At 70.4% G+C, this 11,303-nt stretch carries 9 protein-coding genes and 1 tRNA gene; 5 read left to right on the top strand and 5 right to left on the bottom strand.

Annotated features, from left to right (window positions below):
• Positions 1-26: 26 nt before the first annotated feature.
• From AC1RS9_RS12750 to gabT, 3 genes are all read right to left on the bottom strand, one after another.
• Positions 27-1,412: an NAD-dependent succinate-semialdehyde dehydrogenase gene (locus AC1RS9_RS12750; RefSeq protein ID WP_492921751.1), complete on the bottom strand. Its 1,386-nt coding sequence runs from the start codon at positions 1,410-1,412 to the stop codon at positions 27-29.
• Positions 1,413-1,436: 24 nt separating this feature from the next.
• Positions 1,437-2,891, bottom strand: a complete 1,455-nt coding sequence (locus tag AC1RS9_RS12745) for an NAD-dependent succinate-semialdehyde dehydrogenase (RefSeq protein WP_006943997.1) — start codon at positions 2,889-2,891, stop codon at positions 1,437-1,439.
• 131 nt (positions 2,892-3,022) lie between these two features.
• On the bottom strand, positions 3,023-4,360 hold the full coding sequence (gene gabT, locus AC1RS9_RS12740) for a 4-aminobutyrate--2-oxoglutarate transaminase (RefSeq protein ID WP_492921749.1): 1,338 nt from the start codon (positions 4,358-4,360) through the stop codon (positions 3,023-3,025).
• A 225-nt stretch (positions 4,361-4,585) separates the two neighbouring features.
• On the opposite strand from gabT, the gene AC1RS9_RS12735 reads away from it, so the two are divergent.
• Positions 4,586-5,461, top strand: a complete 876-nt coding sequence (locus tag AC1RS9_RS12735) for a LysR family transcriptional regulator (protein WP_062256092.1) — start codon at positions 4,586-4,588, stop codon at positions 5,459-5,461.
• Positions 5,462-5,476: 15 nt separating this feature from the next.
• Here AC1RS9_RS12735 and AC1RS9_RS12730 read toward each other — a convergent pair whose 3' ends face one another.
• On the bottom strand, positions 5,477-7,558 hold the full coding sequence (locus AC1RS9_RS12730; protein ID WP_172462988.1) for an acyltransferase family protein: 2,082 nt from the start codon (positions 7,556-7,558) through the stop codon (positions 5,477-5,479).
• Between the two features lie 669 nt (positions 7,559-8,227).
• On the opposite strand from AC1RS9_RS12730, the gene AC1RS9_RS12725 reads away from it, so the two are divergent.
• The 4 genes from AC1RS9_RS12725 (at position 8,228) to AC1RS9_RS12710 (ending at position 10,146) form a co-directional block, all read left to right on the top strand.
• Positions 8,228-8,304: transfer RNA gene (locus AC1RS9_RS12725), tRNA-Pro, on the top strand.
• Positions 8,305-8,491: 187 nt separating this feature from the next.
• On the top strand, positions 8,492-9,481 hold the full coding sequence (locus AC1RS9_RS12720) for a cytochrome c oxidase assembly protein (RefSeq protein WP_492921747.1): 990 nt from the start codon (positions 8,492-8,494) through the stop codon (positions 9,479-9,481).
• Between the two features lie 73 nt (positions 9,482-9,554).
• Positions 9,555-9,725, top strand: a complete 171-nt coding sequence (locus tag AC1RS9_RS12715; RefSeq protein ID WP_492921745.1) for a response regulator — start codon at positions 9,555-9,557, stop codon at positions 9,723-9,725.
• Between the two features lie 70 nt (positions 9,726-9,795).
• Positions 9,796-10,146 carry a winged helix-turn-helix domain-containing protein gene (locus AC1RS9_RS12710; RefSeq protein ID WP_492921743.1) on the top strand — a complete coding sequence of 117 codons (351 nt, stop codon included), beginning with the start codon at positions 9,796-9,798 and terminating at the stop codon, positions 10,144-10,146.
• A gap of 18 nt (positions 10,147-10,164) precedes the next feature.
• On the opposite strand, the gene AC1RS9_RS12705 is transcribed toward AC1RS9_RS12710, so the two are convergent.
• Positions 10,165-11,283: a metallophosphoesterase gene (locus AC1RS9_RS12705; protein ID WP_435575434.1), complete on the bottom strand. Its 1,119-nt coding sequence runs from the start codon at positions 11,281-11,283 to the stop codon at positions 10,165-10,167.
• Positions 11,284-11,303: the final 20 nt, after the last annotated feature.

Raw genomic sequence — 11,303 nt, 5'->3', positions numbered from 1 at the left:
GGTGCACCCCGCCCCTTCGAGCTTCGTCAGCCCGCGATGCGGATCATCCGCTTGTTGCAGAACTCGTCGAACCCGTACGTGCCGAGCTCGCGCCCGAAACCGGAACGCTTGACGCCACCGAACGGCAGCTCCGACGAAGAACCGGGGGCCTCGTTGATCGACACCATGCCCGACTCGAGCCGATCGGCCACGCGCAGCGCGGCGTCGACGTCAGCCGAGTGCACCGACGCGCCGAGACCGAACAGCGTGTCGTTCGCGATGCGCACGGCCTCGTCCTCGTCGGCCGCCTTGTACATGACGGCGACGGGGCCGAAGATCTCCTCGCTCCACGCGCGCATCTGCGGCGTGACGCCGGCGAGCACCGTCGGCGTGACGTACGCGCCCGGACCGTCAGGACGCTTGCCACCGACGACCACCTCGGCGCCCGCGTCGACGGCGTCGTCGATCTGCGCCTGAATACCCTTCGCGGCGGCCTCCGTGACGAGCGGGCCGATGTTCGTCGACTCGTCGTGCGGGTCGCCCATCTTCAACCCGGCGACGGCCTCGGCGAACTTCGGCACGAACTTGTCGTACGTCTCGTCGCCGATGAGGATGAACCGCTTCGCCGCGTTGCACGCCTGACCCGAGTTCTCGAAGCGGCCGAGGATGCCGTCCTCGACAGCCTTGTCGATGTCGGCGTCCGGCAGCACGACGAACGGGTCGCTGCCGCCGAGCTCGAGCACGGCCTTCTTCAGGTTGCGCCCTGCACGCTCACCGACGGCCGAACCGGCGCGCTCCGAACCCGTCAGCGACACGCCCTGCACGCGCGGGTCGTCGATGAGCATCGCGATCTGCTCATTCGTCGCGTAGAGGTTCTGATAGACATCCTTCGGCACCCCGGCGGCGTGGTAGATCTCCTCGATCACCTTCGCCGAACGCGGGCACTGCGGCGCGTGCTTGAGCAGGATGACGTTGCCGAGCAGCAGGTTCGGCGCCGCGAAACGCGCGACCTGGTAATACGGGTAGTTCCACGGCATGACGCCGACGATGACGCCGACGGGCTCCTTGCGCATGTACGCGCGCCCGTCACGCTCGCCCAGGTCGAGCTCCTCGTCGGCAAGCACCTCCGGCGCGTGCCTCGCGTTGTACGCGTGGATGTCGCCCGAGAGCCACACCTCACCCGTCGCGTCGCCGTGGGGCTTGCCCATCTCGTCACCGATGATGCGCGCCAGTTCCTCCTGACGCGAGTCGTACTCGGCCGCGACGCGCTCGATGATCGCGATCTTCTCCTCGAGCGGCACCTTGCGCCAGCGCTCGCGGGCGGCGTAGGCGCGCTCGAGGGCGGCCATTACCTCATCGTCGGTCGCGGTGGGGAAGGTCTCCTCGACCTCACCCGTCGCCGGGTTCGTCACCGTGTAGATGGCTTCACTCATCACATGTCCCTTCGTCGCAGGCGCTCAGAGCGCCATGCCCACGTACTTGGTCTCGAGGTACTCGTCGATGCCCTGGAAGCCGCCCTCGCGGCCGAACCCGGAGGCCTTGACCCCGCCGAACGGCGCGGCCGGGTTCGAGATGACGCCGACGTTGACGCCGACCATGCCGTACTCGAGCTTCTCGGCGACCCGCAGCGCCCGCGAGTAGTCCTTCGAGAAGAAGTACGCGGCGAGGCCGTACTCCGTCGAGTTCGCGCGGGCGATGACGTCGTCCTCGTCGGTGAACGTCTGGATCGCGGCGACCGGGCCGAAGATCTCCTCGCGCACGATGTCGTCGTCACCGGGCACGTTCGTCAGGACGGTGGGGGCGACGAAGTTGCCCTCGCTCGGCACCTGCTCGTCGCCGCACACCTTCGTGGCGCCCGCGGCGACGGCACCGTCGATGAGTCGCTGGACGTTCTTCACGGCCTTGCCGGTGATGAGCGGGCCGACGGTGACGCCCTCGTCCATGCCGTTGCCGACCGTCATCGCCTTCATCTTCGCGGCGAACTTCTCGCCGAACTCCGCGGCGACCGACTCGTGCACATACAGACGGTTCGCGGCCGTGCAGGCCTCACCGATGTTGCGCATCTTCGCCGCCATCGCGCCCTCGACGGCCGCGTCGACGTCAGCGTCCTCGAAGACCATGAAGGGCGCGTTGCCACCGAGCTCCATCGACACGCGCAGCAACTGCTCGGCCGACTGCTCGACGAGCTTGCGGCCGACAGCCGTCGAGCCGGTGAACGTCAGCTTGCGAGCTCGCGGGTCGCGAATGAGCGGCTCCATGACGCCGCCCGAATCGCTCGTCGTGACGACGTTGACGACACCCTTCGGGACGCCGACCTCCTCGAGGAGCGCGACGAGGGCGAGCATCGTCAGCGGCGTCTCGGCGGCGGGCTTGATGACCATCGTGCAACCGGCCGCGAGCGCCGGACCGATCTTGCGCGTGCCCATGGCGAGCGGGAAGTTCCACGGCGTGATCATGAGGCACGGGCCGACGGGCTGCTTCATCGTCAGCAGTCGCGATCCGCCCGCGGGGGCGGGCAGGTACGTGCCGTTGATGCGCACGGCCTCCTCCGCGAACCAGCGGAAGTACTCGGCGCCATAGGCGACCTCTCCCTTGGCCTCGGCGAAGGGCTTGCCCATCTCGAGGGTCATGAGCGCCGCGAAGTCGTCGGTGCGCTCGATGAGCAGCTCGAACGCCTTGCGCAGCAGTTCGGAACGCTCACGCGGTGTGGTGGCCGCCCAGCTCGCCTGCGCGGCGTGCGCGGCGGCGAGGGCTGCGTCGCCGTCAGCGGGGGAGGCGTCGGCGACGCGCGCGAGGACCTCGCCGGTCGCGGGGTTCGTCACCTCGAGCGTCTTGCCGCCCTCCGCGTCGCGCCATGCGCCGTCGACGAACAGCTGCTTCGGCACGTCGTTGATCAGAGCCTTCGTGTCCATGTGTCTTTCCTATCCCAGATTCGTGGTGTACCGGCGAGTACGGCGGGTGCAGCTGTGGAAGCGGCTGTGCCGGATCGCCCGGGGCGGGGCGATCCGACACAGCCTGTGGATGGTCGTGCTCGCTCAGGCGCTCAGGCAGTCGCGGAGTCGAACGCTTCGGCGATGATGTCGAGGCCTTCGCGCAGCAGGCCGTCACCGATGACGAGCGGCGGCAGGAAGCGCAGGACGTTGCCGTACGTGCCGGCCGTCAGCGTGACGACGCCCTGAGCGTTCGCGGCGGCCGCGATCTTCTTCGTCAGGTCGGCGTCGGACTCCTTCGTGCCGGCCTTGACGATCTCGACGGCCATCATGCCGCCGCGTCCGCGGATGTCGCCGACGACGTCGTGCCTGTCGGCGATCTGGCCGAGGCGCTCGCGGAAGATCGCCTCGATCTCCTTGGCGCGCGCGGGCAGGTTCTCCGACTCCATCGTCTCGATCGCGCCGAGGGCGCCCGCGCAGGCGACGGGGTTGCCGCCGTAGGTGCCGCCGAGGCCGCCTGCGTGGACGGCGTCCATGATCTCGGCGCGGCCCGTCACGGCCGCGAGCGGCAGGCCGCCCGCGATGCCCTTGGCGGTCGTGATGAGGTCGGGCACAACGCCTTCGGCGTCGCACGCGAACCAGTCGCCGGTGCGGCAGAAACCGCTCTGCACCTCGTCGGCGATGAAGACGATGCCGTTCTCGCGGCACCAGTCGGCGACCTTCTTCAGCCAGCCGGCGGGCGGCACGATGAACCCGCCCTCACCCTGGATGGGCTCGATGATGACGGCCGCGACGTTCTGCTCGCCGATCTGCGCGTGCACGGCGCTCGTGAACGCCTCGAAGGCGTCGGCAGTGATCGTGTCGGCGTTGCCGACCCAGCGGTACGGGTACGCCATCGGCATGCGGTAGACGTCGCCCGCGAACGGCCCGAAGCCCTGCTTGTACGGCATGTTCTTCGCCGTGAGCGCCATCGTCAGGTTCGTGCGGCCGTGGTAGGCGTGGTCGAAGGCGACGACGGCCTGACGGCCCGTGTGGACGCGCGCGATCTTGACGGCGTTCTCGACGGCCTCGGCGCCCGAGTTGAACAGCGCCGAACGCTTCTCGTGGTCACCGGGTGTCAGCTCGTTGAGCTTCTCGCAGACGGCCGTGTACTCCTCGTACGGCGTCACCATGAAGCAGGTGTGCGTGAAGTCGTCGAGCTGGTTCTTGGCCTTCTCGACGACCTTCGGCGCCGAGTTGCCGACGCTCGTCACGGCGATGCCGGAGCCGAAGTCGATGAGCTGGTTGCCGTCGACGTCGACGAGGATGCCGCCGCCCGCACGCTCGACGTAGACAGGCAGGCCGATGCCGACGCCCGCGGAGACCGCGCCCTTCGTCCGCTGGTGCAGTTCCTGGCTCTTCGGGCCGGGGATGGCGGTGACGAGCTTGCGCTCCTGAGGGACGGACGTCATGGCCGTGTCCTTTCGTCGTACGGGATCGAACCGAGGTGCGAGTGACCAGGGTCGATCAGTGTTCTCCCTCACTCTGAGGCTTGGCGCCTATGCTGTCCAATATCAATTTTCGATGATTGGTATGCATGTTGGGAATAGGCCGCTGATGGGCTCTGGCCGGCCGCCGAGGGCGGTGAAAGTGACCGTAGATCGCCGATGTGGACGTAGATCGCAGAAGGGGACGGTATGGAGTTGAGGGCGGTCGAGTGCTTCGTCGCCGTTGCCGACGCCGGGACGGTGACGGCCGGCGCGGCGCGACTCGGCGTGGGGCAACCCGCCGTCACGCGTCAGATCCAGCAGTTGGAGCGGCAGCTGCGCATCCGCCTGTTCGATCGTGAGGACGGGCGGCTGCGCCTCACCTCCGCCGGCATCGACGTGCTGCCCGTCGCGCGTCGACTGCTGCGCCAGGCCGACGCCGTGAGTGACGCGGCCCGCGGCGTCGCAGCCGGCCGTCTGCAGCGGGTTCGTCTCGTCAGCCCCGGCACGACCCGCGACGACGTCCTCGCCCCCTGGCTCGCGACGTGGTCCGCCGACGCGCCGCTGCCGAGCATCGCCGAAGCGTCCGTCGACGACGTCTACGACACGTTGCGTCGCGGAGCCGACCTCGCCGTGGCGCCGCTCGCACCACCCCCGGCGTTGGGCAGCCGCGTCGTCGCGCGCCTGCCGCTGTGGGCGTGCGTCGCGCCGACCCATCCGTGGGCGCAGCGCGATGCCGTCGACCTCGACGAGCTCGCGGGTGCTGACCTGCTTCTGCTCGAACGCAGCCTCTCGGCGCGCCGCGTGCTCGACGCAGCCCTCGACGCAGAGCAGCTCGGCGTCGAACCCCGCGCGGAGTTCGCCTCACCCGTCGTCGCCCAGGCCGTCGCGGCCAGCGGGCGCGGCGTCTGCGTCCTCACCGACGACCCCCGCTTCGGCCTCGTGCCCCTCACGATCCGCGACGCTGACGGCGACGCTCTCGGCATCCGCCTCCACGCCGCGTGGGATCGTCGCCATCACGCCGCTGACGCGCTCGAACGGCTCGCGCAGGATCTGTCGCGGTTCACGCGACGGAGGTATGCCTGACGAGTCGTGTCGTGGTCAGGCCTTCGAGGCCTTCTGCACGAGGCTGATGTAGACGGGCATCGCTGCGAGGGTGGGGTGGACGCCGTCGATGAAGTACTCGGGGTGGTCCTTGGAGGCGCCGTACCAGTCGACGAGGTGCACCCACGGCCGGCCCTTCGCCGCCTCGCGGATCGCATGCAGCGCCTGCTTCTGGGTGCCCAGCGTGGTCTTCGGCAGCACGAGCACGACGCGTTCGTCCTTCAACGCGTCGAGGGTCTTGGCGAGCATCTCCTGCGGTACGACACCGTTGTCGCCGGTGTGGATCAGGACGACGTCGCTCCTGATCGTCCCCGCCTTCGCAGCCGCCATGACCTGCTCGAGCACCGCGTTCGCCTGCTGGCTCTTCGCGGCGTGGTTGTCGACCGTGCGGTAGGCGTGCGGGAGCTGGTTGAGCGCGACGGACGCGGGGACGGAGTCGCCCCAGACGCTGATGCTCATCTGCTTCGTGGCGCGGGTGTCGAGCCCGGCCACGGGGGTGTTGCTCGACGACGACGGGCTCGCCGAGGTCGACGGCGCCCCGGGGTGCCCCGGCGTCGGCGGGGCGGACGGCGCCGGGGTGGGCGTGGCGTCGATCCCGGGCGCGGGTGCCGTCGTCTCGGTCGACCCCTGACGGTGCGCGACGATCTGTGTCGCCGTGACGATGAGCGCTGCCGCGAGTGCGAGACTCGCGACCATGGCGCCGACATGGCGGTCGACGACAGCGCCCCGCGCGCGACGCAGGCAGGCGCGCACCCCGGCGCGGCGCACGGGCATCTCGACGTAGCGGTAGCTCAGTTCGGCGAGCACGAACGTCGCGATGCTCAACCCGATCGCGGGCAGCAGCCACGACGACTCCATCGCGTCGGTGACGAACGGCAGCGTCACGAGCGGCCAGTGCCACAGGTACAGCCCGTACGAGCGGTCGCCGACGTAGCGCAGCGGGCGCCACGACAACGCGCGGGTGAGCGGGCCGTCATGGACGACGACCCACACGAGCGCCGCCACGACGAGTGAGAAGGCGAGGAAACCGCCCCAGCGGTAGAAACCCATCGAGAGGAAGTCGAGCTGCGTCATCACGACGATGACGGCGACGAGCGCGGCGACGCCGGCGGCCGTCATGCGGGTCGTCGCCGGGGCGAATGTGAGGCGCGAGCGGAACCCCCGCCCGTCGAGCAGCAGTGCGAGGGCGGCGCCGACGAGCAGGCCCATGACGTGTGTGTCCGTGCCGAAGTAGACGCGCGTGGGGTCGTCGGCCCAGCGGCCGCTCGAGGCGAAGGCGCCGACACTCATCGCGATGCTCGAGGTGAGCGCCCCGCCGATGGTCACGGCGAGCAGGACGTGACGCCGCGTTCGTGTGGCGCGAACGGCGAGGAGCACCCCCGCCACCACGAGCGGCCACAGCAGGTAGAACTGCTCCTCGATCGCGAGCGACCACAGGTGTTCGAGGAACCACCACGAACCGAAGTCGCCGTACTGCCGCCCGCCGTACACGTACCACCAGTTCGACGTGTACGTCAGCGCCGCCGCCGCATCGCGCAGTTGCTGCGCGAGGCCGGACGGATGGAAACACGCCGTGACGAGCGTCGTCACGGCGAGCAGGAGCAGTGCGGCGGGCGCGAGGCGTCGCACGCGAGCGGCCCAGAACGCCTTCAGATCGATGCTGCGCAGCGGCCAGCGCGACCACAACTGGCTCGTGATGAGGTAGCCCGACAGCACGAAGAAGATGTCGACGCCCAGGAAACCGCCGCTGAACCCGGGCACCCGGAAATGGAACGCCATGACGGCCAGCACCGCCAGTGCGCGCACGCCGTCGAGGGCAGGCAGCCGGCCGCGCCGCGGAGTCGCGACGGTCGCTCGCGCGGCGTCGGAGGCTGGTTGCACGGCGTCGGAGGACGACGGGGCGCTCGTGTCGGCCGGCGTGGTGGGGCCTGTCGTGGCGTCAGTGCGAGCGGCGTCCGAGGACGGGGCGCTCGTGTCGGTCGACGTGGTGGGGTCTGCCGTGGCGTCCATCGCGTCGGCGTCCACTGACGTCGCGTTGCTCGCCGCGGATTCGCGAGCAGGCGGGGCCGGCCGTTCCACGTGGTGAGGTGCCTGACGCGGGGGTGGCGCGAGCATGTCCGTGGGGCGTCTCCGAGGCCGAGAGCTCGCCTCGCGGGCCGCTCGGTTCGTGCGGTCGACCGACTGCCCGACGGTCGTGCGGGAGGCCGCCGCTGTCGCCGGCGTCTCGACGACGTCCCTCGATGGCTCGACGCGCAACGTGTCCGCGTCGTTCTTGACGCGCGCGCTCGGGGACGCTTCCCGAGATGCGGGAGAGGACGTTGCGGGAGCGTTCGCTGATCGCGGCGGGGACGTCAGCGGGTCGGCGCTGAACAGCCAGCCGGGCAGGTCATCGCTCGATGAGGGCACGCCGCCACGACCTGCGTTCCGGTCGCGACTGCCTGCCGCGCTCCCGCTCCGGCCTGCAGTCTCGGCGCCGTCGCGACGAGCCGTGCCGCGACCGCGAGGCGTGCGTGGCCCGTCGTGGTCCGTGCCCACGATTGTTCCCCCTGGCGTTCGTTCCTCCCTGACCCTTGATGGTATCACCTGGCCACCCCGATGGACGTGGCGACGCGCCCACGATGACGTAGCTCACGAACGGGCCGCCAGGGCGTCGGTGACGACGGTGCCCCGACGATTAGCGCCGACGCGCCGCGGCATGTAAGGTTTGGTGTCGCTGCCGATCGCATCGGTGGCGCACGACGAGAGTCGCGGGGTGTGGCGCAGCTTGGTAGCGCGCGTCGTTCGGGACGACGAGGTCGCAGGTTCAAATCCTGTCACCCCGACCAGCGTCAGCAAGGCCCTCATCGGTTCGCCGATGGGGGCCTTCGCCGTACCCGTCCGAATGCGGGCCCAGCCGTGTGCGTCGTGGCCGCAGTGCGCAGTTGCCCGATCCCGCGGCGACGCGAGCGCGTTCGAAACCGCCGCCGAGGCGAGTTCACCGCCCTCCCAGCCGACGCGCGCACAATGCCCGCTGTGAACGAACTGCATGCCTCGTCATGGCTGACCGACTGGCGACCGGGCTCATGGGGCACCCTCCTCGTCGCAGTCGTGACGATCGGCTACGTCGCCCCCTGGATCCGCGCACGCCGTCGCGGACGAGCTGACGTCTCGTGGCTCGCGTGGTTCCTGACGTTCGGCGCCGGCGCGCTCGCCTACACGCTGTGCGGGCCTGTCGAGGTGTGGTCGACGCGCCTCATGTGGGTGTTCGCGCTGCAGGTCGCGCTGCTCGTCGCCGTCATCCCGACCGGCTTCGCGCTCGCGCGCCCCGTCGACGTCATCGAGGGCGCGGCGGGGTCGACGGCGCTGCGCCGAGTGCTCGGCGGGCGCCTCGGACGGGCGCTCATGTACCCGTTCGTCAGCTCGATCCTCGCGATGGTGAGCGTCATCGTCGTCTTCTTCACGCCCTACGGGCAGGCCGCGCTCGACTCCACGCCGATGCGCATCGTGCTCACCGTGCACCTTTTCGTCGTCGGCGTCATCGTCGTGCTGCCCCTGCTCGCCGGCGATCTGCTGCCCGCGTGGGCCGGGCCCGGCGTGCGCGTCCTGCTCGCCTGCGTCGACGGCCTGTTCGACGCGATCCCCGGCATCCTCGTCATGACGCACCACGATCTGCTCATGCCGCACTTCCCCGGCTTCGCGGCGTCCGCCGCCACCTACAGGGGCGACATGTCCACCTCGCTCGATCAGAAGTTCGCCGGGGGAGCGCTGCTCGCCGTCGCCGAGAGTGTCGGGCTGCCCCTGCTCGCAGCCGTCTTCATCGAATGGATGCGGGCCGATCGCGCGAGCGCCCTCCGCGCCGACGCCGAACTCGACGCCCAGTACGGCGACGGCCCCGGCAGGACGACGCCGTGGTGGATCACCGCGGCACCCACCACGTCCAAGGGCAGCGCCGACGCGTCACCCACCGCCTCCGAGGGCCTTGCCGACGTCCCGCCCGATCGGACGTCAACACCCTCGACGTGACGCACACCACGATTCGGAGCGTTTTCCCAGCGGCTCACGGGCAATTCCCCAGATGAGTCCTTTCCCTTCTTCCATGGGGTTGAACGGGACGTGGCTGCCGATCGTGCTCGGCTGCGCCGCGGCACTCGTTCTCGTCGTCCTCGACCTCGGCCTGCCCGACCTCGACGGCGTCGAGGTGCTGCGCCGACTTCGTCAGAGCTCGAGCGTGCCCGTCATCGTGCTGTCGGCTCGTCAGGAAGCCTGATGCCAAGGTCGAGGCGCTCGACGAGGGTGCCGACGACTACGTGACAAAGCCGTTCGGCATCGAGTAGCTCATGGCGCGCGTGCGGACCGCGCTGCGGCGAGGCGGCGCCGAACCGTCCGGCCCGGCGCCCGTCGTCACCGCGGACTTCTCGCTCGACTTCACGACGTACGAGGCGAGCGGGCCGACGGGGGCCGCCCACCTCACGCCGACGGAATGGCGCCTGCTCGCCGAACTCGCGCGCCGCCGCGGGCGCGTCGTGCCGCACGAGCAACTGCTGCGCGCCGTGTGGGGGCCGCAGTACGGGCGCGAGTCGAACTACCTGCGCGTCTACTGCGGGCAGCTGCGTCGCAAGCTCGAACCCGAACCGTCCCGCCCGCGCTGGATCGTCACCGAACCCGGCATCGGCTACGTGCTGCGCTGACGCGCCGCGCAGGGCTCGTCAGTGCGCCTTCGCCGTCAGCGTGATGAGTGTCGCCTCGGGACGGCAGGCGAAGCGCACGGGCGTGTACTTGTTGTGTCCGAGCCCGGCGGAGACGTGCAGCCACGCCGCGTCGTCGGGCGCGGCGGACGACGGCAGCGCGGTGCGGCGCCGTTCGCGCGCCGTAGCCTCCGAGCGCGAGACCGAGTCGTTGTGCACGCGGTGGGCGTCGAGGACGTCGAAGCGCTCGCCGATCTCGGCGGCGGAGTCGAGGGGCGAGCCGTCCGTTGCGAGCGCACCCGGCCCGATCGGCACGGCCTGCGTCGAGTCGACGCCGGACGCGCCGGGCCACCAGCGCGAGACGCCCTTGACGCGCGAGGTGTCGAGGTCGCAGTTCGTCACGAGCGCGCCGTGGAACGGCACGCACAGCTGCCCGCCGTGCGTGTGACCGGCGATGACGGCGTCCGCGCCGTCGGCCGTCATCGCGTCGAGCACGCGCGTGTACGGCGCGTGGACGACGCCGATCGTCGCGGCCACCTCACCTCGGCGCGACGCGGCCTCACCGGCGACCTGCGCGTAGTCGTCGTACTCGAGGTGCGGGTCGTCGACGCCGAGAAGCTCCAGCGCCACGCCGTCAGCCCCCACCCGCACCCGCTCGCGTCGATGCGTGAGGTCGAGCCAGCCGCCCGCGGTGAAACCGTCACGCAACTGGGCGATGTCGAACTCACCCGTCTGCATCGCCGCGCCCTTGGCATGCGAGTCGTCGAAGTAGCGCAGGGGGTTCTTGAGCTTGGGGTAGAAGTAGTCGTTCGAACCGAAGACGAACGCGCCGGGAAGCTCCATGAGCGGCCCCATCGCGCGCAGCGCAGCGGGGATGGCGTGCTCGTCGCTGAGGTTGTCGCCGGTGTTGATGACGAAGTCGGGTTCGAGCCGCGCGAGCTGACGCACCCACTGGATGCGTCGTTCCTGACGCGGCACGATGTGCAGGTCGCTGACGTGCAGCACCCGCAGCGGCGCCGTCCCGGGGGCGAGCACCGGCATCTCGACGCGGCGCAGCGCGTACCAGTTGCGCTCGATGAGCGAGGCCCAGGCCAGCGCCGCCGTACCGCCGGCGGCCGTGCCTGCAGCGGCCAGCGACAGCGCGCGGGGGAGGGGGCGGG

The sequence above is a fragment of the Dermacoccus sp. MPR-E5 genome, from assembly GCF_058809565.1.
The sequence above is the reverse complement of the archived record's forward strand: the minus strand, read 5'-3'. Positions and strand labels throughout refer to the sequence as shown.

Coding starts and splice junctions, on each gene's coding strand:
- AC1RS9_RS12710 (WP_492921743.1), top strand. CDS start 9,796: ATGGCGCGCGTGCGGACCGCGCTGCGGCGAGGCGGCGCCGAACCGTCC.
- gabT (WP_492921749.1), bottom strand. CDS start 4,360: ATGACGTCCGTCCCTCAGGAGCGCAAGCTCGTCACCGCCATCCCCGGC.
- AC1RS9_RS12750 (WP_492921751.1), bottom strand. CDS start 1,412: ATGAGTGAAGCCATCTACACGGTGACGAACCCGGCGACGGGTGAGGTC.
- AC1RS9_RS12715 (WP_492921745.1), top strand. CDS start 9,555: ATGGGGTTGAACGGGACGTGGCTGCCGATCGTGCTCGGCTGCGCCGCG.
- AC1RS9_RS12735 (WP_062256092.1), top strand. CDS start 4,586: ATGGAGTTGAGGGCGGTCGAGTGCTTCGTCGCCGTTGCCGACGCCGGG.
- AC1RS9_RS12745 (WP_006943997.1), bottom strand. CDS start 2,891: ATGGACACGAAGGCTCTGATCAACGACGTGCCGAAGCAGCTGTTCGTC.